Origin of the sequence: Erythrobacter aurantius, assembly GCF_023823125.1 — a bacterium.
In the GTDB taxonomy this organism is placed as follows: Bacteria; Pseudomonadota; Alphaproteobacteria; order Sphingomonadales; family Sphingomonadaceae; genus Erythrobacter; species Erythrobacter aurantius.
Genome location: NZ_CP090949.1, coordinates 2,355,259 through 2,379,537, shown reverse-complemented (window position 1 = coordinate 2,379,537; position 24,279 = coordinate 2,355,259). Strand labels below are relative to the sequence as shown.

The following is a 24,279-nucleotide window of genomic DNA, read 5'->3' as shown; positions in this document are numbered from 1 at the left end:
TGGGGAACAGTGGGCGCTAAATGCGGCGCAAATGACTGACCTTTCCAAGATCCGCAACTTCAGCATTATCGCTCACATCGACCATGGCAAGTCCACGCTGGCTGACCGGCTGATCCAGTTCACCGGCGGGCTCACCGATCGCGAGATGTCCGAGCAAGTCCTTGATAACATGGACATCGAGAAAGAGCGTGGCATCACCATCAAGGCCCAGACCGTCCGCCTCAACTACACGGCCAAGGACGGCGAGACCTATCAGCTCAACCTGATGGACACCCCCGGCCACGTCGACTTCGCCTATGAAGTCAGCCGCAGCCTCGCCGCATGCGAAGGCGCGCTGCTGGTGGTGGACGCCGCGCAAGGGGTGGAGGCGCAGACCCTCGCCAACGTCTACCAGTCGATCGAGCACGATCACGAAATCGTCTCCGTCATCAACAAGATCGACCTGCCCGCCGCAGAGCCGGACAAGGTCCGCGCCGAGATCGAGGATATCATCGGCCTCGACGCATCCGACGCCGTCCTCACCAGCGCCAAATCGGGCATCGGGATCGAAGACGTGCTCGAAGCCGTCGTCGCCCGCATCCCCCCGCCCAAGGGCGAGCGGGACAAGCCGCTCAAAGCCTCGCTCGTCGACAGCTGGTACGATCCCTATCTCGGCGTCGTCATCCTTGTCCGCGTGATCGAAGGCACCATTACCAAGGGCCTCAACATCCGCTTCATGCAGGGCGGCACGCAGCACCTGATCGACCGGGTCGGCTGCTTCACCCCCAAACGCACCGATCTGCCGGAGCTTGGCCCGGGCGAAATCGGCTTCATCACTGCCCAGATCAAAGAGGTGGAGCAGGCCCGCGTCGGTGACACCATCACCACCGTCAAGAACGGCGCGACAGAGGCGCTGCCCGGATACAAGGAAGTGCAGCCCGTGGTGTTCTGCGGCCTGTTCCCCGTGGACGCCGCCGATTTCGAAAAACTGCGCGAAAGCATCGGCAAACTGCGCCTCAACGACGCCAGCTTCTCCTATGAAATGGAATCCTCCGCGGCCCTGGGCTTCGGCTTCCGCTGCGGCTTCCTTGGCCTGTTGCACCTTGAAATCATTCAGGAACGCCTCAGCCGCGAATATGATCTGGACCTGATCACCACCGCGCCTTCCGTCGTCTACACCGTCCATCTTGGCCATACCAAGACCGAGGACGCGAAGACGATCGAGATCCACAACCCCGCCGACTGGCCCGATGTGAACCGCATCGACGCGATCGAGGAGCCTTGGATCAAGGCGGTGATCTACACTCCCGACGAATATCTCGGCAGCATCCTGAAACTGTGTCAGGACCGGCGCGGCATCCAGACCGACCTTACCTATGTCGGCGGGCGCGCGCAGGTGACATACGAATTGCCGCTGAACGAAGTGGTGTTCGATTTCTATGACCGGCTGAAATCGATCAGCCGCGGCTATGCCAGCTTTGACTACGAACAGATCGGCAGCCGCGAAGGCGACCTCGTGAAGATGAACATCCTCGTCAATAACGAGCCGGTCGACGCGCTATCGCTGATCGTCCACCGCACCGTGGCCGAAGAACGCGGACGCGGCATGTGCGAACGGCTGAAAGACCTGATCCCGCGCCACCTGTTCAAAATCCCGATCCAGGCCGCCATCGGCGGCAAGATCATCGCCCGCGAAACCATCGCCGCCCTGCGCAAGGACGTGACCGCCAAATGCTACGGCGGCGACATCACCCGCAAGAAGAAGCTGCTGGAAAAGCAGAAGAAGGGCAAGGCGCGGATGCGGGAATATGGCAACGTGAGCATCCCGCAGGAAGCGTTTATTGCTGCCCTGAGGATGGGTGAGGAGTGAAGCCCCGCGCCTAGCGCAGGCGGTTGCGCAGCAACCGGCAAGCTGGAAGCGAGAGGCTGTAACTCCGGCCAGCGGGTCCGCGAAGCGCAACCCGTCTGACGCCCCGCGGCGCATGGAGCGATTGCGCCAGCAATCGCGGAACGGCGCGGGGTGGGGGGCTGCTGATTAGGAGGGTGTAATGCGGAAAGACTTTCTTGATGTCTTGGAGAATGTCGGCGTCAAGGTCGTAACCAAGACCGATAAGGACAAAGGTGCTTATGTCCTGAATGGGTCGCAAAGAACTGTCTTGGAAGCTGCAGGTATAAGCCCAGGTGATGGCGGCGAGAACGCCATCCTGTTCGAATTGGATGTTCCGAATGACCCTGACGGGCTGAAGCTAAACGTTTCCTATTACAATTCCGTTCGGCGTGGCGCCGGGAGAACGCCAGAGGCACGAATGGGAAGGGACATTGTCCGATGGATGGAAGTAGGTGACGAAATCGTCTTGGCAAATATCGGCCAAACGGTCTTTGTCTGGAAGGAAAATGCCCCGACATTGCCGCTAGGACAAGTCGCGAGCAGTATTGCAGATCAAGCCGACCCAAATGCTTTGCTGGAGAAGGCTCGACGCGCCAAAGGTCGTCCAAGAAAGCAAGAGCGTTCGATTTCAGATTTTCAACGTAGTTCGGCGGTCGTGGCCGGGGCAATAGCCCGAGCAGGCGGTCGATGCGAAATGCCGAATTGCATCCGGGATACTGTCAATCGGCCCGACGGCACAACTTACTTGGAAGTGCATCATGTCACTCCCCTCGCAGAAGGCGGGGAAGATACAATGCTGAATGCTGCTGCACTTTGTCCTACGTGCCATCGCGAACTGCATTACGGAAATCTTCGCTTGAACCGTCGAGATATCTTGAGACGAGCGATCGCTCACAAAGAAGGAGAGAGCTAGAGACCGTCGAGTTCGATTTCATTTGAGCCTGAGCAAAGCCAAGCGCAAATGCGATCAAGTAATTCTGATGTCACATTCTCTTGGTTATATTGTAGGGCACATTCCCACACGGTTGCGTGACGAATTCCCAACTCCGACAGTCGCGTTCGGGCAATCAAATCCCGCTCCCGGTTGCGTTCAATTTTGTCCTTCCAGAATTGCGTGTTGGTCTTTGGCAAACGGAAGTGCTTGCAGTCGTGTCCGTGCCAAAAGCACCCGTTGATAAAGATTGCCGCGCTGAATTTGGCGAGAAACACATCCGGGCGCCCGGGCAAGTCCTTCCGATGCAATCGGAAGCGAAACCCCCTGCGATGCAGTTCTCGGCGCACCAGCAATTCGGGCTTCGTGTCCTTGCCTCTGATGCCGGCCATCATCTGGCTGCGCTTCTGGGGCGAGACAATGTCGGCCATTCAGGCGGCCCGGGAATCAACCCGTTCTTGAGCCAACGCCGAGAAAAGGTGCGGTTTCATTGCATTGGCTATGAACTCGACAACCGGCACGACAACAGCATTGCCGAATTGCTTGTAAGCTTGGGTGTCGGAAACTTCCGGCGGGATGATCCACTTGCGTTCGCCGTGTTCGAAACCCATCAGTCGCGCGCACTCTTGAGGGGTCAGTCTCCTTGGCCTGCCACCCTTCTGTTCAATCAGGATCTCGGAGCCGTCTTTGTAGTATCTGGCTGAAAGAGTCCGAGCCACATCGTCAGGCCCAACCAAGCCGAATCCGAACCCGTTACCCTTCGCCTCGTGCTTCCTCTTGTATCCTTGGAGATAGGCCCAAAGCTTTGGCGTCAGTGTGTACTTCGGGTCAACCAATTGGTTGGGTTCAAGAATCGCTTTCAGTTTTGGCGCGGTTTCAGGGAGCTTCAGGCTATTCAGGTCAAATGCTGTCTGCTCCTTGAAGCCGACAATGAAGATGCGCTCACGCTTTTGGGGTACCCAAGGCGCACTTGAAATGACGCGCGATTGGACCTTGTATCCAAGCTCGTTCTCCAGCACGTTCATGATTGTCGTGAACGTTTTGCCCTTGTCGTGGCGTTCGAGGTTCTTGACGTTCTCCAAGACGAAAGCGGTGGGCTTGTGATGCTGGATTATTTTCGCCGTGTCGAAGAATAGCGTCCCTTGGGTATCATCGAGGAAGCCGTGAGGCCTGCCGAGAGCGTTCTTCTTGGATACACCGGCAATGGAAAATGGCTGACACGGAAATCCGGCCAATAGAACATCGAATTCGGGGATCCTTTCCGGGGACTCCGAATACGGCTCGACATCTTCGCCCAGTTCGTGGTTGTCCCGGAAGTTGGCTTGGTAGGTTTTGCGCGCATACTTGTCGCGCTCGGAAGTGAAGACGCAATGCCCTCCGATGTTTTCAAACCCGATATGAAGGCCACCGATCCCTGCAAACAGGTCTATGAAACGAAAGTTCGCCAAGTCGCCCTCCATAAGCTTGCGGCCAAGACTGAAACATTAGCGGAACATTCGCAAGGGTGACGCTTCAAGAATGCACCGAAACGGCGCCAGTTTTCCACGCCCACCCCGCTGCGGCTAGGCAGCATGCTGGCAAGCCTCGCTCCCCTCCCGCAGGCGGGAGGGGGTAGGGCGCAACTTCAATCCCAAGTGCTATCCCGCAACCCATGCCACTTCGGGAACACCTCCGGCTCGGGCTCGGGGCGTTTGGCGCGGGGGTAGCGGGCGCGGATGTCTTCTTCGTCTTCGGGGCCTTGATCGTGGAACCGGCGGAACTCGGCATTGGCCTTCAGCCGCTCGAAGTCGGCGTCGCGCAGCTGTTTGAAGCGGTCCCATGCCGCGCGGGTTTCCTCTGACATCTGCTGCCATTCACGCGCGCGCCGGGCCTCCACCGCGCGGCGCACGCCCTCCAGCTTGGCATCTATGCGGCTGCGGACTTCGGCGGGGGAGGTCTGGCGCTGCTCGGCCTCCCATTCTTTCCGCCATTTCTTCTTGAGCCGCGCTTTCTCCATCTTGCCCACGGCGTTGAGGCCCTTGAGATCGCTGCCGTGTTTGCCAAAGCGTTCGGGCGCGCGGTTGCGCAGGAGGAACATCAGCAGCCGGTCGTTATAGCTTTTGCGCGTGCCGATCAGCGCGCCATAGGAATAGACAGGCACGTCGATGCCGTTGAGCGCGCGCTCCATCGCGACATCCTCCAGCCGCTGCACGCCCAGGTCGAGCGCGCTTTGCCATGCGGTGCGGAAGCTTTCGGCACCGGGCTGGCGGCGCAGGTAATAGGCGCCCTCGGCGCTCATGTTGACGGTGCGGCAGGCGGCGGCGACGCTGCCGGTGTCGGCCAGCGCCTCGATAAAGGCCTGCTGGCGTTCGGGCGTCCAGCCGTCATGCCGCACGCAGCGGCGCGGGACGGGGGTGAAGGCGGGAAGCTCCCGCGCGGGGACGGGGAGGCGGGTGGTGCGAGGGTCGGTGCGGCGGGTCATTTTTTCCTTTCCGCACGCCATCCGGCGCGCGATTTCCTCGCGCCTGCGGCGCTGCGGGCGGGCGGTCGCCCTTGCGGTCGCAAGCGACCGATGAGCCTAAACCACAAAAGCCCGGAGTAGGAAAATTGGCCCCGCCTTGCGGGCGGTTGCGGCTCAGAACCAGGCGCGCAGGCCGATCAGCAGCTTGATCCCGTCCGGGTCTTCGCCGGCGGCGCGGGCGATGTCGGCTGTCTCGCCCGTCTTCGCTTCGTATTCGATACCGATGTAAGGGGCGAATTCGCGCTCGATCTCATACCGCAGGCGCAGGCCGGGTTCGACCTTGGTGAACCCCGCGCCAATTCCGCGTTCGGGGATGGACTGGGCGGAGAGTTCGGCTTCGATGCGGGGTTGCAGGATCAGGCGCTGGGTGATGCGCTGGTCGTACTCGGCCTCGATCCGGGCGGTGATGTCGCCGCGGTCGGACAGGAACAGCGCGGCGTCGAGCTCGAACATGTAGGGCGCAAGGCCCTGGACGCCGATGACGGCATGGCTGCGGGTGTCGGGCTCAGGGTCGATGCGGACGCCGGCCTGCAGGTCGAAGAAGGGGCCGATGGCGCGGCTGTAGAGCGCCTGGATCTCGGCATCCTCGATCCCGCCGCCGAATTCGCCTTCACCCTCGGTCTTGATCACCAGCCGGTTGATGTCGCCGCCGTAGAAGGCTTGCGCGTCCCACAGATAGCCTTCGGAGCCGCCTTCGGTGGGGATGCGCGCTTCGAGCCGTTCGAGCATCACCATGCCTGAGCGCATGGCACCGTGACTCTCGGCAAGGGCAGTGCGGGCGGGGGCCATGGCTTCCGCTCCCCAGATCGCGTCGGCGGCATGGCGCGGCCCATCGAAAGCGCGCTGCGGGATAGCGGTTTCGGGCACGGCGCCGGGAGCGGACTTGTCCTGCGGCATGGCGTGGCCTGCGTGCTCATCCCTGGGCGGGCATTGCTCCGGCGGAAGGTGGCCCATTGCGCAGTGATCCATCGGGGCCATCGGCTCGGTCGGGATGGGGCGGCTCCTTGGAGGTTCGACGTAAGCGCGCGTCTCCTGTGCCACGATGACCTCATTCCCGTCTGCGTCCTTGCAGACCTGTCGTTCCTTAGGGCCAACGCAGTTCGTCAATTCGTCTTCTGCGACGTCCTGTGCGGCAACAGGGACCGCCACGAGAGCTGCAGCGAGAACCGGGAGCAGGCGGATCACGCACCCTCTCCTTCGGGGAACGGCCGCACCGTCACCACCTGCATCATCCCGGCGTGCATGTGGTAGAGCATGTGGCAGTGGAACGCCCAGTCCCCCGGCTCGTCCGCGGTCAGATCGAAAGTCGCGGTTCCGCCCGGCTGCACCACCACGGTGTGCTTCAGGGGCTGGTGCATATGGTCCGCGCCGTTGACCAGTTCGAAGAAATGGCCGTGCAAATGGATCGGATGCGCCATCATTGTCTGGTTGACGAGCTTCACCCGCACCCGCTCGTCATAGCCGAAGCGGATCGGATCATCGGTAACTGAAGTGAACTTCCGCCCGTCAAAGCTCCACATGTATCGTTCCATGTTGCCGGTGAGATGGATTTCCATCTCGCGCTCCACCATGCGGTGCGGGTTCATCCGCTTCGCCTTGAGATCGGTGTAGCGCAGCACCCGGTGCGGCACATCGTCGAGGCCGAGCCCGGGAAAATCCATCCGGTCCATCGGGCTGGGCGCAACCATGTCGATGCCGGGGCCAACCTCCACGTCATCGGGCAACAGCGAAGTGTCGCGCATGTTGTGCTGCATGCCGCCCATGTCGTGCGAGCCATGCCCCATCGCGGCATGATCCATCATGCCCATGTCCGTCATCGTCAGCGTCGGAATCTTGCGCAGGGGAGGCGGCGTCGCAATGTGCCCCTTGTGGCTTGTCAGGCTGGCAACGACCATGCCGCTGCGGTCCATCGCCTCCGCCACGATCGCGTGGCTGCCGTCCGAAGGCGCGACGATCACGTCATAGGTCTCGGCAACCCCGATCTGGAATTCGTCCACCTCGACTTCGGCCACATCCTGCCCGTCGGCCTGGATCACCGTCATCGGCACACCGGGGATGCGGACGTTGAAGAAGGTCATGGCTGATCCATTGATCACCCGCAGTCTCACCCGCTCGCCGGGGCGGAATTCCAGTTGCAGATTGTCGGCAGGGCCGTGCCCGTTGATCAGATAGGTGTAGGTCGCGCCGGTCACATCGGCGATGTCGCGCGGGTTCATCCGCATCTGGCCCCACATGCGCCGCTCGCTTCCGGGCATCTCGCCTTCGCGCATGGTCTGCATCTGGCGCTGGAAGTAATGTTCGCCGACCTTCAGCTTGCGCATGATTTCATGCGGGTGGATCGGCGTGAACTCGCTCAGCAGCACGACATAGTCGCGATCATATCGCGGATCTGGATCGGCGCTTTCGATGATGATCGGCCCGTAGTGCCCGGCCTGTTCCTGAAGTCCCGAATGCGAATGCCACCAATAGGTGCCGTTCTGGCGGATCGGGAATTCATAGGTGAAGGTTTCGCCCGGCTTGATTCCGGGGAAGCTGACACCGGGCACACCGTCGAACTGGAACGGCAAAAGCAGCCCGTGCCAGTGGATCGAGCTGTCTTCGTCCAAATTGTTGGTGACGTGCAGCCGGACGTTCTGCCCCTCCTTCAATCGCAGCAGCGGACCGGGCACCGTGCCGTTGACGGCAAAGGCGTGGCCGGTTTGACCGCCGGTTGCAAAATGCGCATTACCGATTGACAGGTTGATGTCCTCGCCCGAAAGTTCGCCAAATCCGTTGCGGGCATGGCCGATCGAGCCTCCGCGCGCCCATGCAGGCATGGGCAGGGTGGCAGCGGCTGCGAGCGCGGCCGTGCTGGTTATGAAACCGCGGCGGGATGGGACAAGGGGCATGGGTAGATCTGATTCGTTCGGGGGACGGGCAGCGTTACTATACCCCCAGCAGGTATGTAAACAGGGCAGTAGGCAATGAAGGCGGCAGACAAGGTAAAGCGGCTCAACCGGATTTCAGGGCAAGTGCGCGGAGTTGCCCAGATGATCGAGGATGATCGTTATTGCATGGATGTGCTGCACCAGATCCAGGCGATCAAGGCTGCGCTGGCCAAGGTAGAAAGCCAGGTGCTGAAAGACCACGCCGCCTGCTGCGTGGCCGAAGCCATCGCCAGCGGCGATGAAAAGGAACAGCGCGAAAAGTTTGAAGAACTGGTCGATCTGCTGGAACGCACACGCAAATAGCGCGCGAGCCTGTTCAGGCTGCGGCTGACGGCACGGGAAGGTCTGCGGCGCGGCGGCGCGGCTGGCCTTCGTCGATTTCCTTGATATGGCAGAAACGGTTGCGGCCGGTGTTCTTCGCTTCGTACAGTGCCCTGTCGGCATCGGTGTAAAGCCGTTGCCAGCCGTCTTCGTGGTTAAGCATGCCTTCGGCAATGCCGACGCTGATCGTCACCTGCTGCCCATGCGGCATGTCCGCTTCGCGAACTGCGGCGAGAAGCTGCAAGGCCGTTGCCGGGGGCAGATCGGCATTGCTGCCCAGCAGGGCGAATTCTTCGCCACCCAGCCGCGCGGCGCTGACATTGTTGCCGCTGAACCCGTCGATGATCTGCGCCACCCTGACCAGCACTTCATCGCCCATGTCGTGCCCGTGGGCATCGTTGATCGCCTTGAACCGATCAATGTCGATCAACAGCAGCCGGGCCGGTTCGCGATCATCGCCCAGCGCATCGGCGAAATCCTGAAGCGCGCGGCGATTGAGCAGGCCGGTGAGCGGATCGGTGAGAGCCAGAGTGCGGTTCTGCTTCTTGAGTTGCAGCAGATCGAGCACGTGGCGCTGGTGCGCGTTGATCATGCGCCACTGGAACAATCCCGCAAACAACAGGCTGCACCCTGCGGCGAAATCCAGCGTCCGCCCGCTGGTAACGAGCAAGAGCGAAATCGGCAGCAGGTCGATCACCAGATTGGCAATTGCTCCGATGCGGACATTGGCAAGGCAATAGGCCGTCGCCAGCGCGCCCATCACCAGAATGATCGGGAATTGCAGCCGGTCATCCGCCGGTGCGTAGAGCCAGCTGAGCACGCACCACGATGAACAGATCACCGCGCCGAAGCAGCTGGAGATTGCGCTGTCGACGACATAATGCGCGGCGACTTTCGGGCGCGCGGAAAAATCGATCCGGCGGCTGAGCATGACGAAGCCGAGCAGGCAGTAAGCGCCCATCGCGATCGGCATGCCCACGCGCACACATCCGGGTTGCCCGCAAACATCGCCAGCGGGGTCGTCAGGAACAGCAGGAAGAACAGCCAGCGGGCGTTCTTTTGTACTTCGCCCGCGGCGTGGATCACGAATTCATCGCGAATATCCGGAGCCACATCCGGGACCGCATGGCGTGCGACGAACTTCTTGAAACCACTCATGAAAGGGGGATTAGCGCGGGTCACCTAACAAATGGTTAGAATTCACGAAACTCGTCTGGACTTGTCCAATAAAAGTAAAATCAGCAACTTAAAGGATTGTTTACCATAAACTGCAAGTTGTCCTGCGTGTAATCACGAGGTCGGAGAATAACATGGCGCAGCAGGCACCGGTAAACCCAACAATTCCGCAAAATGATCCTGCCGGGGCGGCGGCGCGCAAGGCGTATCTGGAAACGATGCAGCAGCAGTATGAATGGACCGATGCGGTCCCATCGCTGCCGGGTGTTCCTGCGGTCAAGAACCTGCCTGAAAGCGAACAGCCGTCGCTCGAATGGTGGCTGATGCTGGTGGGTGTATTGCTGCAGATCCATCGCAACGACACTGCCGCCGAAGAGGCGTTGGCGGCCAAGGGGCTGGCCTCGCTCGATCCGCTGGTGCTTGACGCGGACAAGGCCTTTGTCGGCGCGGTCGAAAAGCTGGTGACTTCGCTCGAACAGAAGATCGCCGGAACCAAGGTGACGAAGAAGAACATCGGCACCGTTGTCGGGGAATTTCTCGAAGAGGAAGCGGCAAAGGCTGGTGTCGCCGCGCTCAAGGATTACGCGGCGAAACTGATTTCCACGATCGAGCATCGGGCCGCTTTGAAAGCGGCGAGCGGTGCGTCCGATCCGCGCTCGATCGATGATTACTGCGAAATCTTCAAGACCATCGACATTCCCGCCATCGCCTACACCTTTCAGGACGATCGCGAATTCGCGCGGCTCCGGGTGGCCGGGCCGAATGCGGTGCTAATCGAACTGGTGGAAGGCAGCGTGCCTGCCTCCTGCCCGATCACTGCCGAAGAATATGCCGCCATCGTGCCGAATGACACGCTGCAGGCGGCGCTGGCGGATGGGCGCATCTTCCAGTGCGATTACAAGGATCTGGCAACCATAGAACCGGGGATCTGGAACGGTCAGGCGAAATATCTGACCTGTCCGGTCGCGCTGTTCGCGGTGCCGCCGCAATCGGGTTCGCTGATGCCGATCGCGATCAATTGCGATCCGTCCAATCCCGCTTGCGAGGTGATCACGCCTTCGACCGATCCGGATCGGCAATGGGGCTGGGAAATGGCGAAGTTCTGTGTGCAGGCCGCCGACGGCAATTATCACGAGCTGTTCGCGCATCTGGCGCGCACCCATCTGGTGATCGAAGCGGTGGCGGTTGCTACCCATCGCCACCTGCCGGAACAGCACCCGCTGTGGGCGCTGCTGGTGCGCCATTTCGAAGGGACGCTGTTCATCAACTGGGCGGCGGCGGTGTCGCTGATCACCAAGGGCGGGCCGATCGACCACATCTTTGCCGGCACAATCGAATCGAGCCAGGCGACGGCGGCCAAGGCGCGGCTGAGCTTCAATTTTGCCGAAGGGGCCTTGCCCGGCAATCTCGCCGCGCGCGGGTTCGGCCCGGATTCGAAGCTGGCGGATTACCCCTATCGCGACGATGCGCTGCTGGTGTGGGGAGCGATAGAGGGCTGGGTGCGGTCTTATGTTTCGGTCTATTATGCGGCTGACAGCGATGTCGCGGGCGATACCGAACTAGCCGCATGGGGCAGCGCGATAGCCGGGGCGGGCAGCATCGAAGGCTTTGTCACCCCCGCCACAATTGCCGATCTGGTGCAGGTGCTGACGATGATCATCTTCACCGGCAGCGCGCAGCACGCCGCGGTCAATTTCCCGCAAAAGGCGATCATGGAATTCGCGCCCGCGGTTACCGGTGCCTTGTGGCAGCAGGCTCCGGATGTGCAGGGCGGGGCGACCAAGGCGCAATGGCTGGCGATGATGCCGCCGCAGGAAATGGCGCTGGAGCAGCTGAAGGTGCTCTATCTCCTCGGCTCGATCTATTATCGCCCGCTGGGCACCTATGTCTCGCCGCAATATCCTTATCCGCAATGGTTCCAGGACCCGGCGATCATCGGTGAAGACGGGCCGCTGGCGCGGTTCAACGCGGCGCTCGCCGGGGTTGAGCAGACCATTGTCGAGCGCAACGCCAACCGGCTGCATCCCTACACCTTCCTGTTGCCCAGCCTGATCCCGAGCAGCACCAATATCTGACGCGCCTGCAGGGCGGACGGGAAAACCCGCGCAACTTCACTTGGCGTTCAGCAGAGCCGTGGCTATACCGCGCTCCATGATCACGAACTTGCGCATTCGCCTGACCCGTGCCGCCCTGCTGGGCGCGGCTGTATCCACCCTTGCCGCATGCGGCGGCGGGGCCGCCAATGAAGACGTCGCCTATGTCGCGCGCGACGTCGAATCGCTCTATTCCGAGGCGCAGCGCCGGCTTGACCGGGGCAATGTCGTGCTGGCTGCCGCATTGTTCGACGAGGTGGAGCGCCAGCACCCCTATTCGCCCTGGGCCCGCCGCGCGCAGTTGATGAGCGCCTTCAGCTATTACACCGCGCGCGATTACAACAAGGCGATCCAGAACGCGCAGCGTTTCCTCTCGATCCACCCGGGCAACAAGGATGCGCCTTACGCCTATTACCTGATCGCGCTGTCGTATTACGAGCAGATCAGCGACGTGAACCGCGACCAGTCGATCACCAAGCAGGCGCAAACCGCGCTGCGCGAGGTGAACCGCCGCTTCCCGCAGACCGAATACGCCGCCGATGCCCGGCTGAAGCTGGACCTCGTGGCCGATCACCTTGCGGGCAAGGAAATGGAGATCGGTCGGCATTACCAGCGTTCGGGCCAATGGCTCGCAGGCGCGCTGCGGTTCCGCAACGTGGTGGAACAGTACGAAACCACCAGCCACGCACCCGAAGCGCTGTATCGCCTGACCGAAAGCAGCCTAGCGCTGGGTCTGCGCGAGGAAGCGGTGAAATACGCCGCCGTTCTCGGCGCGAACTACCCCGGCACCGAATGGTATGAAAAGGCGTTCGAACTGGTGCAGGACAACGCCGCCGGCGTCACACCCAGCTGAAGCCAGAGATCATTCAGCTGATCACTCAGCTCACGTGACCGGTTCACGGGCGGCCGCGAACACCGCATCCCTTAGCTGGCCTACCCGCGCAGCGTTGACCCCCATATCCGAATACCCGACCCGCGAGGCGGAGCGGACGTGCACCGTATCGTCGCCCTTGCGCAGTTCGAGATCGTCGACGAACCCGAAAGTGCCAGAGGTAAAGCTCGCGGCGATGTAGCCGTCCGAGGTCGAAATGATCTCCCCGCCCATGTCCTCAATCATGGCAGGCAGCGTTTCCCAGCTCTCCAGCGGAAACGGCTCGACCCGCTTGCCATCCGGCGTCCCCGCCTCGCTCGACACGCAGTTGGAGGTGTTCGTCGGACAAGGCGCCAGGGTTCCGCCCACAATTCCGGCAGCTGCGCCGCGCTGCGAGGCTTGTCCCAGCACGAACATTCCGCCTGTCACCGCCACAGTCAGGCCGATTGCGCTGAACAGGATCGTCTTAAAAGCTGCCATGGCCGTTGCGCCTCTCGATCAAAGGTAAAGGGCAGGCTGCGGCCTGCATGGCGACCTTGTATCCTTTGGCCTGACAATACGCGATGTCGCCGCAACTCTCAAATGGCGCGGATAATTTGCGTGTGGACGCGTGACGTGGCCAAAGCTTGCGGCTAGACAAAAGCTGGCATGCTGACCCGGCTTTCGATCCGCAACATCGTACTTATCGAAGCGCTCGACCTTGATTTCGGGCGCGGGCTTGGCGTGCTCACCGGTGAAACGGGGGCGGGCAAGTCGATCCTGCTCGACGCGCTCGGCCTAGTCCTGGGTGATCGCGCCGAAACTTCGCTGGTGCGCGCCGGGGAAGACAAGGCGAGCGTCACCGCCAGTTTCGAATTCGCCCAATTGCCCAAACCGATTGCCGAGGCGCTGGACGATGCCGATATCGAGATCGAGCCGGGCGAGCCGCTGATCATGCGGCGGCAGGTGAAAGCCGATGGCGGGTCAAAGGCGTTCATCAACGATTCCCCCGCCAGCGTCGCCCTGCTGCGCGAACTGGCCCCTGCGCTGGTCGAACTGCACGGCCAGCACGATGATCGTGGTCTGGTGAACCCGCGCGGCCACCGCGCGCTGCTGGATCGCTATGCCGGGATTGACCTGCCCGCGCTTGAACGGCGCTGGGCGGCATGGGCCAAGGCCGAGGCGCAGCTTTCCGAAGCGCGCAGCGAAGTCGAACAGGCCAAGGCCGATCAGGATTTGCTGATCGCGCATCTCGCCGAACTGACTGCGCTCGAACCGCAAGCGGGCGAGGAAGCACGCCTCGCCGCGACCCGCGCCGACATGCAAAAGGGCGAAAAGCTGGCCGGTGATCTCGAAGAACTGCGCCACGTCTGGGAAGGATCGGATTCGCCGCTCGCCGCGCTCAGGGTGGCGGCGCGCAAGCTTGATCGCATCGCCGATCAGCACCCGCTGCTGGCCGAAGCGCTCGCCGCGCTGGATCGCGCCGTGATCGAAGCGGGCGAGGCGGAGGAAAAGCTTGAGAAAGCGGCGGAGGCGCTTGTCCATGATCCCGCCGCGCTCGATGCCGCTGAAACGCGCCTGTTCGAACTGCGCGCGCTCGCCCGCAAGCACCGCTGCGAAGTCGATCACCTGCCCGATCTTATGCGCGAAATGCGCGGCAAGCTCGACGCGATCGAAGGCGGGGAAGCGCAGTTGGACGCGCTCGAAGCGGCGGTGAAGGAAACCCGCGCTGCCTATGTCGAAGCCGCCGAAAAGGCGCAGGAGCAGCGCATCGCCGCCGCGAAGAAGCTGGACAAGGCGGTCGCGGCGGAACTCGCCCCGCTGAAACTGGACGCGGCGCGTTTCCTCACGGCCATCGGCAAGCTGCCGGAGGAACGATGGGGCGCGCACGGCATGGACAGCGCCGAATTCCTGATCGCGACCAATCCCGGCGCGGACTTTGCCCCGCTGGGCAAGATCGCATCGGGCGGCGAGCTTTCGCGCTTCATCCTCGCGCTGAAGGTCGCGCTCGCGGAAAAGGGCGGGGCGGCGACGATCATCTTTGACGAAATCGACCGCGGCGTGGGCGGGGCGGTGGCCAGCGCTATCGGCGAACGGCTGGCGCGGCTGGCCGCTGACGAAGGGCAATTGCTGGCTGTCACTCACAGTCCGCAAGTCGCGGCCCGCGGCGGCATGCATTACATGATCGCCAAATCGTCCTCAGGCACGGTAACGAAAACCAGCGTCATGCTGCTGGATGCCGAAGGGCGGCAGGAAGAGATCGCCCGGATGCTGTCCGGTGCGGAGGTGACGCCGGAGGCACGGGCGCAGGCAGATCGGCTGCTGGAGGGGGTGTGACGCAGATCAACCTCTACCTTGCAAAACAGGACGAGGCGGAGCTGCTGCAATTCATCCGGTCGCGCGGGGGCTATCTCGCCCGCGATTACGAGCGTGAGGGCAGGACCCTTGTCGAGGAAGCGGCAACCTTTGACGCCGTGCCCGACACGCGGCTGTTCGTAATCGCCGAGGAAGCTTTCCCCCGCGAACAGCTTGCCGAGGCGAGATGGCGCAGCATCGCGGATTACGGGCCCTTGGGGCAAAGGTCGCAATTTGCCGGGCCGAAGATCCTGTACGAGCCTTTTGAAACCGTGGCGGAAGGTGTTCTGCACGCGCGTTTCTGGGCCGGGTTTTCATCGGTCACATTCTACGGCCCGCCGCCGTTTTCCGGAGGCCCGCCCGCAGGCTATCCTCACGGGTTTGAGGGCAAGGCCAAGCTGCTGACGGGTTTTTACAATGCAATCGGCCGCCATGTTCGGAAGGGCTGGCGAGTGCATGGATCCGGCCCTGGCGCGGTTCGGTGCGGGCCGAATGCGGTTTCCGCGCTAATGGCTGCGGGGTGGCTCGAGGAGGCGTGATGGGTTCTAAATGCCCTACGTCCCCGAAGTCGTCCGTCTCTTGATCAATCCCGGCCGCCGGTCGTCAGACCAGCAGCCGGGACGGATGGCCGGCGGTTATTCCCCGCCGTACCACTGGCCTGTGCCGCGCGATTGCGTGGCGGAATACCATTCCATTGTCAGCGATCCGCGACGCCCTGCGGTGTCTCCCGTCTTGCCCTGAAGGCCGCCGACGCAGCCTAGCGGAGTTTCCGGACCGGGCTGGCCCAGATAGTTGCAGCCATATAGGAGCGACGCGGTGCCGCTGCTATCCTTGGCGGTGCAGCTCATGTGGATGGCGAAAAGGCCGCTGTCGGGTTGTTGCATGCCGACACAGCGCACCGTCCCCTTTTCCACCGAGCCATCTGCGTAAGTGGTGGTGTAGGCGCCATCGACGACTCCGCCCCCGCCGCCGCGTGAGCCGTCCGGCCCTGTCATTCCACCAATTGATTCAACAGGTTGCCACACAACATCGTAAGTGAAGCTTTGAGCAAGCGCACTGCCTGCAAATAAACAGGAAATGGCGCTTGCAGCCAAAATTGTCTTGATTTTCATGATTATGCATCTCCCCCAATATGCAAATATTATAATATTTGCATCGACTCGTAAGTCATGATGCTACCCGTAATTCAATAGAACCACATATTTGGGGTGCCAACAAGGAAGGCTTTGCAAATACTTGAATTTGATATCTTCTATTTGAATAAGACGCCCCGAATTTTGAAATTGGCTTGTCATGGTGGCTTGGGGAAAGCTGGATTGGGGGTGTCGCATGGCACTTTTCCGCTTCGAGACCTTCGGGCATAGCGGGGGCAAAGAAAGTGGAATTCATGCCGCCCATGCCAAGCGCCGAAATCACCGAAGCCGAAGCCGCCAATGAACTGATGCGGCTTGCGAAACAGATTGCGCATCATGACAGGCTGTATCATGCCGAGGACGCGCCCGAGATCAGCGATCCGGAATATGACGCGCTGGTGCGGCGCAATCGCGAATTGGAGGAGGCGTTTCCGCATCTCGTCCGCGAGGATTCCCCGTCGCGCAAGGTCGGGCATGAAGTCGCTGCCTCACCGTTGAGCAAGGTCACCCACGAGGTTCGCATGATGAGCCTCGACAACGCCTTCAACCGCGAGGAGGTGGAGGAATGGGTGCAGCGCATCCGGCGCTATCTCAACCTGCCAGACGGCGATCCGGTGGCGATCACGGCAGAGGACAAGATAGACGGGCTGTCCTGTTCGCTGCGGTATGAGAACGGCGAACTGGTGCGTGCGGCGACCCGCGGGGATGGGCAGGTGGGCGAAGATGTGACCGCCAACGCCCGCCACATCGCCGATATTCCGCAAAGCCTGCCCGCCGGTGTGCCGGAAGTCTTCGAGGTGCGCGGCGAGGTTTACATGTCGAAGGCCGATTTCGCCGCGTTGAACGCCGCGCAGGAGGATGCGGGCGGCAAGCTGTTCGCCAATCCGCGCAACGCCGCCGCCGGTTCGTTCCGGCAGAAGGATGCGAGCGTAACGGCAAAGCGCCCGCTCAAATTCTGGGCCTATGGCTGGGGCGCGGCGAGCGATGTTCCCTGCGCCACGCAGCACGAAATGATGCGCATGATCGAGGGCTGGGGCTTCCCGCTGTCACCGTTCCTGACGGTGACGGGCAGCGTCGATGAAATGATCGCGCATTATCAGGAAATCGGGCGACAGCGGCCCGATCTGCCCTATGAGATCGACGGCGTGGTCTACAAGGTTGACCGGCTCGATTACCAGCAGCGGCTCGGTTTCGTGTCCAAGGCTCCGCGCTGGGCGCTGGCGCACAAATTCCCGGCAGAGCAGGCTCAGACAACACTTGAAGCCATCGACATCCAGGTCGGGCGCACGGGCAAGCTGACCCCGGTAGGCAGGCTTGCCCCGGTGCTGGTTGGCGGGGTGACGGTCACCAATGTGACACTGCACAACCGCGACGAGATCGAACGGCTGGGCGTGCGACCGGGCGACCGTGTGGTGATCCAGCGCGCGGGCGACGTGATCCCGCAGGTGGTGGAAAATCTGACGCGCGAGGAAGATCGGCCCGGTTTCGCCTTCCCCGATCACTGCCCCGAATGCGGTAGCGAAGCCGTGGCGGAAGAAGGCGAAGTCGATGTGCGCTGCACAGGCGGTCTCATCTGTCCGGCGCAACGCACGCAAAGGCTTGAACATTTCGTCAGCCGCCAGGCGCTGGACATCGATGGCTTCGGATCGAAGACCATCGCGCAATTCTTTGCGCTGGGATGGCTCGAAAGCCCGGCGGACATCTTCCGCTTGAAGCAGCGGCGCGGCGATATTCTTGCGCTCGACGGGTGGCAGGAAAAGTCGGTCGACAATCTGCTCGCCTCGGTAGAAGCGCGGCGTGAACCCGATGCGGCGCGGCTATTGTTCGGGCTGGGCATCCGCCACGTCGGCGAGACGACTTCGCGCGATTTGATGAAGCACATCCACGAACTTCCCGCGCTGCGGCAGCTTGCCGAGCGGGCGCGCGCGGGTGACAGCGAAGCGGTTGCCGAACTGACCTCGATCGACGGCATCGGCCCTTCGGTGGTCGAGGCGCTGGGCGATTTCTTCCACGAACCGCACAATGTCGCGGTTTGGGAAGACATGCTGTCCGAAGTGACCCCGCCGCCCTATGTGGTCGAAACGCTCGACAGCCCCGTCGCGGGCAAGACGGTAGTGTTCACCGGCAAGCTCGAAACCATGAGCCGCGACGAAGCCAAGGCACAGGCCGAACGGCTCGGCGCGAAGGCCGCCGGATCGGTTTCGGCCAAGACCGATCTCCTGGTCGCAGGACCCGGCGCGGGATCAAAGCTGAAAAAGGCGCAGGAATTGGGTATCGAGGTGATTGACGAGGCCGGCTGGGCGGAGATTGTCGCAGCCGCCGGATAGGAGGGAGCTATACGCGGACTTGTGTTGCTGAGCGTGGTTCTGGCTCTCGTGGCCTGCGGCGAAGGCGCGCCCGACAGTCCTGAACAGCCGCCGATTCCTCGCTTTGAACAGGTCTCCGCCGACCCGGTAGAGCATGGCGAGCGGCTGTCGCACGTGCTCGGCTGCGTTGGGTGCCACACGCCCGAACTTACCGGCGAGGATTGGACCGAGCCGGAAATGGGCGTGCTGTGGACCGCCAATCTCACCAAGAGCGCGGCGAAATATTCTCACGAGGAGCTGGCAACCATGATCACCATGGGCAAGCGCACTGATCGCGCCTTGTGGGATATGCCCGCCTTCCTCTTCAGCGGACTTCATCCCGAAGACGTTGACGCGCTGATCGCCTATCTTAAGTCGCTTGAACCGGTCGGCGAGGTGCATCCCGATCCGATCATGGGTCCGCAGCTGCAAAAGGAGATCGACAGCGGCGAATGGGTCGATTCGGCGCAAGATGTGCTCGATAAGAGCGATGACGGCCCGCCTGATCTGGGCGATGACTTTGCCTTTGGACGTTTTGTCATCCGCGCGACCTGTGTTGAGTGCCACGGAATGGATCTGCGCGGGGAAGAGGCTCCGATGGCGGGTGCCCCGGCACGCCCCGACCTGCGTATGGTCGGCTCCTATGACCGCGAGGCCTTCGCCCACTTCATGGCAACCGGCGAGGCTGCGGGCGGGCGCGAACTGGTGTTGATGAGCGCGGTTGCGCGGCGGCGTTATGCGCGCTTTACCAATGCAGAGGAGGATGCGGTGTACAACTATCTTGCTGAACTGGCACGGAGCGACCCATGATCAGGCGGATCGCGAAGATAACTGGGTTGTTCCTGTCGTTGCTCGCCGTTGCGGTATTCGCCGCATGGGCCACTTCGCCCGATCCCACGGGTAATCCCGCCAGCTTCGAAGACGCGCCGCTTGACCCCCGGCTCGCCCCTATGGACGAGGCGCTGACGCTGGCACAGTACGAACTTGAATTCGGAGAAGCGGCAACCTTGTTGGTGACGGGCTTTGACGGGGAAAGCGTAACCGGGGTCGATCTGGCTGATCTCGGAGCGGACCGGACAAGCTATCCCTTGCGCGATCTGGCGAGCCTCCCTGCCGATGCGATCACGCCCGAGGCTCTGGCCGCTCTGCCCACGATGAACCTGCCCTATGACGCATTGCTCCCCTCCGCTCCCGGCGGTGCGGCGCATATCGGCACGGGCACCAATTTCCCCGAACACGCCGAAGAAGCGAACAGCGGATCGGTGTTCCAGTTTCCCAAGTTCGGCACGGCCACGCCTGCGCGCACCACGATCAGGGCGCGCGAGGGCATATTGCTCGATTACGAAGTCGAACTGTGCATGCGGTTTGATCGTGACATCGCCAGCCTCGACGATTTCGACGCGGCGGTGAAGGGCGTGTTCCTGTGCGGCGATTTCACCAATCGCAACGTGCTGGTGCAATTGGCCGATACGGACAATCTCGATTCCGGTTTCGGCTTTTCCGATGCAAAGAGCGGCACCGGCCATTACCCGTCCGGCCCGTTCATCGTGGTGCCGCGTGACTGGAAAAGCTTCGTCGCCAATCTCCGCATGACGACCAGCGTCAACGGCGATCCGCGTCAGGGTGCGCGCGGGGGCGAGATGACGCTCGATTTCCGCGCCCTTGCCGAGAAGGCTCTGGGCGACATGGCGGAGCCGCGCTTCTTCTACGCGGGCGGGTTCCAACCGCTCGCACCCGAAGGCCGGATCACGACGGATATGACGCTTATGTCCGGCACATCCGAAGGGGTGATCTTCACCCCGCCATCGCGCGCCGACATGATCGATGGGGTGGTCGCCTATATCCTGCGCGGTGGCCCCCTGGCGCGCGCCGGGCTGGTCAACACGGTGAAGCGCGAATTCATCGCCAATGAACTGGAAAGCGGGCATTTCCTCAAACCCGGCGACACTGTGGTGCACGGATCGAACCATCTTGGCGACATCATTGTCGAAGTGACCGGGTGAATGGCTGAAGCAAACCTGCTGCGCGAACTCCACCCCCAAGCCGTACGGATCGGCGCCTTGCTGCGCGGGCGCGGGGAAAAGCTCGCGGTCGCCGATGGCGCGACCGGCGGGCTTATCGCGGCGAGCCTACTGACAGTGCCGGGCGCGCTCGATTTCTTCGTCGGAGGCGGGGTGGTCTATTCCTTTCGCGCGCGCGATGTGCTGTTCGACCTGCCGCGCGAAGCCTACAAGGGGATGCGCGGCGCGAGCGAGGATTATGCCCTGCTTCAGGCGCGCGCGATCCGCGACAATTTCCATGCCGAATGGGGATTGGCCGAAAGCGGTTCGGTCGGCGGATCGTCGCATCCCTCTGGCGCGCCAGCGGGTCGCAGCGTGGCGGCATTGGCGGGGCAAGGCGCGGAACTGACCCGGATGATCGAGACCGGCAGCGATGACCGGATCGACAACATGCTGGCCTTCACCCGCAACGCGCTCGCGCTGCTGGAAGATACGCTGTCAGAATCCCGGTAACTCGGGCACCCATTTCATCACCCCGCCGGGAAACGGTGTCCACCAACCCGTGATCGCTCCGGCACGGGCGAGCTGGTCGCTGGTCCACTGGTTGCAGGTGTTGCCGATGTGATAGGTGCCGCGCGCGCTGTAGAACACGTCATGCGCGGCGTATCCGGGATACAGCACCCGCTCTCCATTGGGCGGCAGGTGATCGATTATGGCGGCAACAAGCGCGCGATATTCCTCCGGGCGCAGGCGCAGCGGGCGGTAATCCGATGAAGGGGCAGGGCGCACGTAATGCGCGACATGCAGCACTGCATCGCCGCCCAGCATCGCGCTGACCACGGTCAGCGGGTTCACATCGGCCCAGGTCGGTGTTTCGAGGAAGAAGTCACGCTCCCCCCAGCTTACCGCGACATGGGTGTAAGGGCGGTCTGCGGCGATGATGTCGCTGGCGGGGAAGGTGGCGCGCCAGTCCATTTCGGGCGTCACCAGCGGCATGGCGATTTCGGTGTGAATGCCGTTGGAGCCGATCAGCACTTCGACATGGCGGGATTGCATGGGCAATGGCTCCTGCCAGCCGGAATTGCGCGGGATCGACGATCCGATCCATCCCGCGAGAGCAAAGACCAGAGTCGCCGCGAGAAAGCCGATCCCCAGCCAGCGCAGGGTATTCAGCGCTTTACCGAGCACGTCCGAACCGGAAACGCCGCCGCAGCCACAGGATCGCCCAATCGCCACGCTGAATCCGGGCGACCATGCGGAACCCGGCGCGCTTCATCGCCCGGCGCACCTTGGCCTCCTGTTCGCCCGCCAGCAGCCCCGCGAGCAGCAGCGAGCCGCCCGGCGACACCGCTTTGCCGAAATCAGGGGCGAGGCTGACAAGCGGCCCGGCGAGGATATTGGCGATCAGCAGATCATAGGGACCGCGCAGGCGGATCAGCGGATGGTCCATCCCGTCGGCCACCACCATCACCGCTTCGCCCGCGTGCGGGCCCATGGCGATACCGTTGAGCGCGGCATTATCCTCCACAACCGGCGCGCAGACAGCGTCGATATCGGTCAGCGTGATGCTGGCCCGCGGCCACAGCGCGAGCGCGGCAAAGCCGAGCAGGCCCGTTCCCGTGCCGATGTCCGCGACATCACGCGCCACCACGCCGCGCGCTTTCATATGGCCCAGCATTTCGAGGCACCCGGCCGTGGTACGGTGCTGCCCCGTGCCAAATGCCTGGCTGGCGGGGATCACGAAGTCGATCAGATCGGGGTCGGCAGGATAATCGGGCGTGTGGACATGAAACCGTCCGGCGCGGATCGGCGGCGCGTTCTGCTGCGACAGTGTGACCCAATCCTCGTCCGGCAGTTTCTCGACCGTGATCTTGGGCGCCTTGCCCGCGAAAAGTCCGGCCAGCGCTTGCTTTTGCGCCTTGCCGGGTTTTGCCGGATACCAGCCTTCGAGCACCCAGTCGTCGGGCTTGTCCTCGGCAACTTCGCGGCCCGCGATGACGAGGTCGAAATCCCATTCGTCAAGTTCGTCATGCGCGAGCAGGGCCGCCTGCACCACGCGCTTGGGCGCGAAGGCGGAGAGTTTCCAGCTGGTCATTGTGCCGCTTCCTTCGCCAATCGTTCATTCAGCGCCTCGGTCTTCGCATCGGCATAGTCCGCGCAGCTCATCCCGCCTTCGAATGTGCCGGTGGCGGCGCGTTCGATCATCTTGCTGTGCGATGGGTGCGGGGTGAGCAGGATGTCGCAATCGAGCGGGCGCAGGCGTTCGATGCCTGCGCGGTATTCCGCGACATATTCCGGGTGATCGGAGAATCTGTAGTCGTCGCTGCTGACCGGGCTCATGCTGTCGGCATAGACGATGGTCTTGCAAATCCCCGCGCTATCGCAGGATTGCCAGCTCCAGCTCATCGCGCCGGGTGTATGTCCGGGCGTGAGATGCGGAGTGATGCCGAAGCGGGCGAGCAATTCGGGCGCATTGGCATAGTAATAGGGCATGCCGTGGGTGATGCGCTGCATTGGTGGATGCATTCCGAATTGCGGGTCTTCGGGATGGTCGGTGCCGTTCGCCAGCACATGGATGCCGATTTCGGAGAAGATGACTTCGCCCCCGGTTGCCGCCTGCATCTTGGCCATGCCGCCGACATGGTCGAAATGTTCATGGCTGGCGAGCAGGACGCGGATGTCTGCCGGGGCAAAACCAAGCGCGCGGATATTGGCCAGCGCGACATCGGCCCCTTCCGCGGTCCCGGTGTCGATCAGGACATGGCCTTCGTCCGAGGTGATCAGGATTGCCGCGATCCCGCAGGTGCCGACGTAATATGTGCTGGCGTGGATCTGGAACGGCTTGGCGGGCTTGTTCCAGTCGTCCCACGGCTCGCACTCGGAGGCGAAGCGCGCAATATCGCTCGAATGCTGCGCATCCCCGACCCGCTCCGCAAAATCGGAAGAGGACATGCCGGTGCTGCATCCCGCCAGCAAAATGGCGGCGGCGATTGGTCTAACGAACAAAACTCGCTCCATTGGCGTCGATCACTGCCCCGGTCATGCTGGGTGGGGCATCGAGCGCGCAGAAGATGATGATGCTCGCGATTTCATCGGGCGTTGCCACACGGCCCAGCGGAATGTCCGCCAGCAGCCCAGCACCGCCGCGCGATTCCAGATAATCGCCGGCCATCGCGGTGTCGGTGAAGCCGGGGGTGACGGCAAAGCTGAGAATGCCTTCCTTGGCATAGGCGCGGGCAATGCTCTTGTGCATCGCCACCATGCCGCCCTTCGCCGCAGCATAGTGCCAGTGTGCCGGACTGTCCCCGCGATAGGCGGCGCGGCTGGCGACATGGACAAGGCGCCCGCCGGTGCCGCGTTCCTGCCAGTGGCGCACCGCGAACCGGCTGAGTTGGGCCGCGGCGGTCAAGTTGATGCGCAAGGTATCCTCCCACGCATCGAGCCATTCGATGTCCGAACGATCCAGCCGGTTGGCTTCGAACAGGCCGGCGTTGTTGACCACCGCGACGATATCGCCGCCGCTGCGCGCCATCGCCTCTTCCCACAGAATTTGCGCGGCCAGCGGATCGCGGAAATCCGCCGCGATTCGTCCCTCGTCGCCGCCGCGTGTGGCGTGACCGATGACCTTTACCCCGCGCTGTGCCAACGCATCATGCGCCGCAGCGCCAATTCCCCGGCTCGAACCGGTGACAAGAATGTAACTCATGCAAGCCTGTATCGTGATATTTGCAAGCCATGTCGAGCGCGTCGCGCTTGCCTCATGCGTCGCAATCGCTAAGTG

Annotated in this window: 23 protein-coding genes; 11 read left to right on the top strand and 12 right to left on the bottom strand. The window is 62.5% G+C overall.

Annotated features, from left to right (window positions below; genetic code table 11):
• Positions 1 to 31: 31 nt before the first annotated feature.
• The gene (gene lepA / locus L1K66_RS11370; protein WP_252257985.1) at positions 32 to 1,849 is read left to right on the top strand and encodes a translation elongation factor 4; all 1,818 of its coding nucleotides are present in this window, start codon (positions 32 to 34) and stop codon (positions 1,847 to 1,849) included.
• A 178-nt stretch (positions 1,850 to 2,027) separates the two neighbouring features.
• Positions 2,028 to 2,780, top strand: a complete 753-nt coding sequence (locus L1K66_RS16505) for an HNH endonuclease (RefSeq protein WP_330221229.1) — start codon at positions 2,028 to 2,030, stop codon at positions 2,778 to 2,780.
• Here the strand turns inward: L1K66_RS16505 and L1K66_RS11360 are convergent.
• The 5 genes from L1K66_RS11360 to L1K66_RS11340 form a co-directional block, all read right to left on the bottom strand.
• Positions 2,777 to 3,229: a very short patch repair endonuclease gene (locus L1K66_RS11360; RefSeq protein ID WP_252257984.1), complete on the bottom strand. Its 453-nt coding sequence runs from the start codon at positions 3,227 to 3,229 to the stop codon at positions 2,777 to 2,779. The genes L1K66_RS16505 and L1K66_RS11360 overlap by 4 nt on opposite strands.
• A complete protein-coding gene (gene dcm / locus L1K66_RS11355) occupies positions 3,230 to 4,246 on the bottom strand; it encodes a DNA (cytosine-5-)-methyltransferase (RefSeq protein WP_252257983.1) in 1,017 nt (338 codons plus the stop codon).
• Positions 4,247 to 4,422: 176 nt separating this feature from the next.
• On the bottom strand, positions 4,423 to 5,259 hold the full coding sequence (locus L1K66_RS11350) for a hypothetical protein (RefSeq protein WP_252257982.1): 837 nt from the start codon (positions 5,257 to 5,259) through the stop codon (positions 4,423 to 4,425).
• 153 nt (positions 5,260 to 5,412) lie between these two features.
• The gene (locus L1K66_RS11345; protein WP_407931992.1) at positions 5,413 to 6,480 is read right to left on the bottom strand and encodes a copper resistance protein B; all 1,068 of its coding nucleotides are present in this window, start codon (positions 6,478 to 6,480) and stop codon (positions 5,413 to 5,415) included.
• Positions 6,480 to 8,186 (bottom strand): copper resistance system multicopper oxidase, encoded by a 1,707-nt coding sequence (locus tag L1K66_RS11340; protein ID WP_252257981.1) that lies wholly within the window; start codon positions 8,184 to 8,186, stop codon positions 6,480 to 6,482. The genes L1K66_RS11345 and L1K66_RS11340 overlap by 1 nt, the downstream gene beginning before the upstream one ends.
• A 75-nt stretch (positions 8,187 to 8,261) precedes the next feature.
• Here L1K66_RS11340 and L1K66_RS11335 point away from each other — a divergent pair, with 75 nt between their 5' ends.
• Positions 8,262 to 8,528: a metal-sensitive transcriptional regulator gene (locus L1K66_RS11335; RefSeq protein WP_034954271.1), complete on the top strand. Its 267-nt coding sequence runs from the start codon at positions 8,262 to 8,264 to the stop codon at positions 8,526 to 8,528.
• Between the two features lie 13 nt (positions 8,529 to 8,541).
• Here the strand turns inward: L1K66_RS11335 and L1K66_RS11330 are convergent, their stop codons facing one another.
• Positions 8,542 to 9,519: a GGDEF domain-containing protein gene (locus tag L1K66_RS11330; RefSeq protein WP_252260495.1), complete on the bottom strand. Its 978-nt coding sequence runs from the start codon at positions 9,517 to 9,519 to the stop codon at positions 8,542 to 8,544.
• A gap of 337 nt (positions 9,520 to 9,856) precedes the next feature.
• Between L1K66_RS11330 and L1K66_RS11325 the strand changes: the two genes are divergently transcribed.
• Complete coding sequence (locus tag L1K66_RS11325) at positions 9,857 to 11,797, top strand: lipoxygenase family protein (protein ID WP_252257980.1); 1,941 nt, start codon at positions 9,857 to 9,859, stop codon at positions 11,795 to 11,797.
• 76 nt (positions 11,798 to 11,873) lie between these two features.
• Positions 11,874 to 12,668, top strand: a complete 795-nt coding sequence (locus tag L1K66_RS11320) for an outer membrane protein assembly factor BamD (RefSeq protein ID WP_034954269.1) — start codon at positions 11,874 to 11,876, stop codon at positions 12,666 to 12,668.
• 30 nt (positions 12,669 to 12,698) lie between these two features.
• Here L1K66_RS11320 and L1K66_RS11315 read toward each other — a convergent pair whose 3' ends face one another.
• Entirely contained in the window at positions 12,699 to 13,166 is a 468-nt protein-coding gene (locus L1K66_RS11315; protein WP_252257979.1) for a DUF1499 domain-containing protein, read from the bottom strand.
• Between the two features lie 168 nt (positions 13,167 to 13,334).
• On the opposite strand from L1K66_RS11315, the gene recN reads away from it, so the two are divergent.
• Both recN and L1K66_RS11305 read left to right on the top strand, forming a co-directional pair.
• Complete coding sequence (recN, locus tag L1K66_RS11310) at positions 13,335 to 15,002, top strand: DNA repair protein RecN (RefSeq protein WP_252257978.1); 1,668 nt, start codon at positions 13,335 to 13,337, stop codon at positions 15,000 to 15,002.
• Complete coding sequence (locus L1K66_RS11305) at positions 14,999 to 15,559, top strand: hypothetical protein (protein ID WP_252257977.1); 561 nt, start codon at positions 14,999 to 15,001, stop codon at positions 15,557 to 15,559. Before recN ends, L1K66_RS11305 begins: the two co-directional genes overlap by 4 nt.
• A 96-nt stretch (positions 15,560 to 15,655) precedes the next feature.
• On the opposite strand, the gene L1K66_RS11300 is transcribed toward L1K66_RS11305, so the two are convergent.
• A complete protein-coding gene (locus L1K66_RS11300; RefSeq protein WP_252257976.1) occupies positions 15,656 to 16,015 on the bottom strand; it encodes a hypothetical protein in 360 nt (119 codons plus the stop codon).
• A 401-nt stretch (positions 16,016 to 16,416) separates the two neighbouring features.
• Between L1K66_RS11300 and ligA the strand changes: the two genes are divergently transcribed.
• The 4 genes from ligA to L1K66_RS11280 are packed head-to-tail and all read left to right on the top strand — an operon-like array spanning position 16,417 to position 21,011.
• The gene (gene ligA, locus L1K66_RS11295; RefSeq protein ID WP_252257975.1) at positions 16,417 to 18,480 is read left to right on the top strand and encodes an NAD-dependent DNA ligase LigA; all 2,064 of its coding nucleotides are present in this window, start codon (positions 16,417 to 16,419) and stop codon (positions 18,478 to 18,480) included.
• 33 nt (positions 18,481 to 18,513) lie between these two features.
• Positions 18,514 to 19,308, top strand: a complete 795-nt coding sequence (locus tag L1K66_RS11290) for a c-type cytochrome (protein WP_252260494.1) — start codon at positions 18,514 to 18,516, stop codon at positions 19,306 to 19,308.
• Positions 19,305 to 20,501, top strand: a complete 1,197-nt coding sequence (locus tag L1K66_RS11285; protein WP_252257974.1) for a fumarylacetoacetate hydrolase family protein — start codon at positions 19,305 to 19,307, stop codon at positions 20,499 to 20,501. Before L1K66_RS11290 ends, L1K66_RS11285 begins: the two co-directional genes overlap by 4 nt.
• The gene (locus tag L1K66_RS11280; RefSeq protein ID WP_252257973.1) at positions 20,502 to 21,011 is read left to right on the top strand and encodes a CinA family protein; all 510 of its coding nucleotides are present in this window, start codon (positions 20,502 to 20,504) and stop codon (positions 21,009 to 21,011) included.
• On the opposite strand, the gene L1K66_RS11275 is transcribed toward L1K66_RS11280, so the two are convergent.
• From L1K66_RS11275 to L1K66_RS11260, 4 genes are read right to left on the bottom strand one after another with little or no spacing between them, the layout of a single operon-like run.
• Positions 20,997 to 21,686: a DUF2459 domain-containing protein gene (locus L1K66_RS11275; protein WP_252257972.1), complete on the bottom strand. Its 690-nt coding sequence runs from the start codon at positions 21,684 to 21,686 to the stop codon at positions 20,997 to 20,999. The genes L1K66_RS11280 and L1K66_RS11275 overlap by 15 nt on opposite strands.
• Positions 21,676 to 22,593: a 50S ribosomal protein L11 methyltransferase gene (locus L1K66_RS11270; protein WP_252257971.1), complete on the bottom strand. Its 918-nt coding sequence runs from the start codon at positions 22,591 to 22,593 to the stop codon at positions 21,676 to 21,678. The genes L1K66_RS11275 and L1K66_RS11270 overlap by 11 nt, the downstream gene beginning before the upstream one ends.
• Positions 22,590 to 23,450, bottom strand: coding sequence for a subclass B3 metallo-beta-lactamase (bla, locus tag L1K66_RS11265; protein WP_252257970.1), 861 nt, complete (start codon positions 23,448 to 23,450; stop codon positions 22,590 to 22,592). Before bla ends, L1K66_RS11270 begins: the two co-directional genes overlap by 4 nt.
• Positions 23,451 to 23,493: 43 nt before the next feature.
• The gene (locus L1K66_RS11260; RefSeq protein WP_252257969.1) at positions 23,494 to 24,204 is read right to left on the bottom strand and encodes an SDR family NAD(P)-dependent oxidoreductase; all 711 of its coding nucleotides are present in this window, start codon (positions 24,202 to 24,204) and stop codon (positions 23,494 to 23,496) included.
• Positions 24,205 to 24,279: the final 75 nt, after the last annotated feature.

What these genes read in the sequence shown, in the direction of transcription:
- lepA (WP_252257985.1), top strand. Translation starts at nt 32, where the DNA reads ATGACTGACCTTTCCAAGATCCGCAACTTCAGCATTATCGCTCACATC.
- L1K66_RS16505 (WP_330221229.1), top strand. Translation starts at nt 2,028, where the DNA reads ATGCGGAAAGACTTTCTTGATGTCTTGGAGAATGTCGGCGTCAAGGTC.
- L1K66_RS11360 (WP_252257984.1), bottom strand. Translation starts at nt 3,229, where the DNA reads ATGGCCGACATTGTCTCGCCCCAGAAGCGCAGCCAGATGATGGCCGGC.
- L1K66_RS11350 (WP_252257982.1), bottom strand. Translation starts at nt 5,259, where the DNA reads ATGACCCGCCGCACCGACCCTCGCACCACCCGCCTCCCCGTCCCCGCG.
- L1K66_RS11340 (WP_252257981.1), bottom strand. Translation starts at nt 8,186, where the DNA reads ATGCCCCTTGTCCCATCCCGCCGCGGTTTCATAACCAGCACGGCCGCG.
- L1K66_RS11335 (WP_034954271.1), top strand. Translation starts at nt 8,262, where the DNA reads ATGAAGGCGGCAGACAAGGTAAAGCGGCTCAACCGGATTTCAGGGCAA.
- L1K66_RS11330 (WP_252260495.1), bottom strand. Translation starts at nt 9,519, where the DNA reads ATGCCGATCGCGATGGGCGCTTACTGCCTGCTCGGCTTCGTCATGCTC.
- L1K66_RS11325 (WP_252257980.1), top strand. Translation starts at nt 9,857, where the DNA reads ATGGCGCAGCAGGCACCGGTAAACCCAACAATTCCGCAAAATGATCCT.
- L1K66_RS11320 (WP_034954269.1), top strand. Translation starts at nt 11,874, where the DNA reads ATGATCACGAACTTGCGCATTCGCCTGACCCGTGCCGCCCTGCTGGGC.
- L1K66_RS11315 (WP_252257979.1), bottom strand. Translation starts at nt 13,166, where the DNA reads ATGGCAGCTTTTAAGACGATCCTGTTCAGCGCAATCGGCCTGACTGTG.
- recN (WP_252257978.1), top strand. Translation starts at nt 13,335, where the DNA reads ATGCTGACCCGGCTTTCGATCCGCAACATCGTACTTATCGAAGCGCTC.
- L1K66_RS11300 (WP_252257976.1), bottom strand. Translation starts at nt 16,015, where the DNA reads ATGACAGGGCCGGACGGCTCACGCGGCGGCGGGGGCGGAGTCGTCGAT.
- ligA (WP_252257975.1), top strand. Translation starts at nt 16,417, where the DNA reads ATGCCAAGCGCCGAAATCACCGAAGCCGAAGCCGCCAATGAACTGATG.
- L1K66_RS11285 (WP_252257974.1), top strand. Translation starts at nt 19,305, where the DNA reads ATGATCAGGCGGATCGCGAAGATAACTGGGTTGTTCCTGTCGTTGCTC.
- L1K66_RS11280 (WP_252257973.1), top strand. Translation starts at nt 20,502, where the DNA reads ATGGCTGAAGCAAACCTGCTGCGCGAACTCCACCCCCAAGCCGTACGG.
- L1K66_RS11270 (WP_252257971.1), bottom strand. Translation starts at nt 22,593, where the DNA reads ATGACCAGCTGGAAACTCTCCGCCTTCGCGCCCAAGCGCGTGGTGCAG.
- bla (WP_252257970.1), bottom strand. Translation starts at nt 23,450, where the DNA reads ATGTCCTCTTCCGATTTTGCGGAGCGGGTCGGGGATGCGCAGCATTCG.
- L1K66_RS11260 (WP_252257969.1), bottom strand. Translation starts at nt 24,204, where the DNA reads ATGAGTTACATTCTTGTCACCGGTTCGAGCCGGGGAATTGGCGCTGCG.